Annotated in this window: 1 protein-coding gene; it reads left to right on the forward strand. The window is 66.8% G+C overall.

Annotation, left to right across the window (positions count from 1 at the left end):
- On the forward strand, positions 1 to 686 hold a 686-nt coding region (locus tag DMB66_RS60230), incomplete at its 5' end, for a GntR family transcriptional regulator (RefSeq protein ID WP_125812725.1).
- Between the last annotated feature and the right edge of the window lie 6 nt (positions 687 to 692).

Below are 692 nucleotides of genomic sequence, written 5' to 3' on the forward strand. Positions count from 1 at the left end.
AACGCCGGATCACCCTTGACGACCTGACGGTCGCTCTCCTGCGTGCCTTCCTTCGGCAATGCACCGAGAGCGCCAAGGCGGCCGGGCTTACGCTGCCCACTGACGCGAGGGTCTTCTCACCACTGCCGGACGGGTCCGAGTGGCTCAAACCGGACTCCGTCACCCAGCGGTACACGCGGATGTGCGCCCGCCTTGGTTGGGACATGAACCTTCACGAGCTGCGGCACTACTCCGCGACTGAGCTGATCGCCGCTGGAGTAGACGTCCGGACCGTGGCCGGCAGGCTCGGCCACAGCGGCGGCGGAACAACAACCTTGCGCGTTTACACCGCCTGGGTCTCCGAGGCGGATCAACGGGCCGCCGGCTCACTTGCAGGCCGCATGCCTGAGCTTCCGGCAGGCATCGAGACGGACGGCGAGATGACTGCGATCACAACGCCGGTCAGCGAGACATCAGCGCCGTACCTACGGATCGCCGACGACCTACGCGCTGCAATTCGGTGCGGAGCGCTCAAACTCGGCGACCGCCTGCCGACTGTCGCCGAGTTGGCCAAGCGCTACCAGGTCGCCATCAGTACCGCACATCGGGCTGTCGCCACGCTGACCGACGCTGGGCTGATCACTGTCTCGCGCGGCGTTCCCGCAACCGTGGCAGTCGAGCGAGTTGAGGCCCCGCCCGGTTCCTGACACTCA

This window comes from Actinoplanes sp. ATCC 53533 (genome assembly GCF_003947245.1).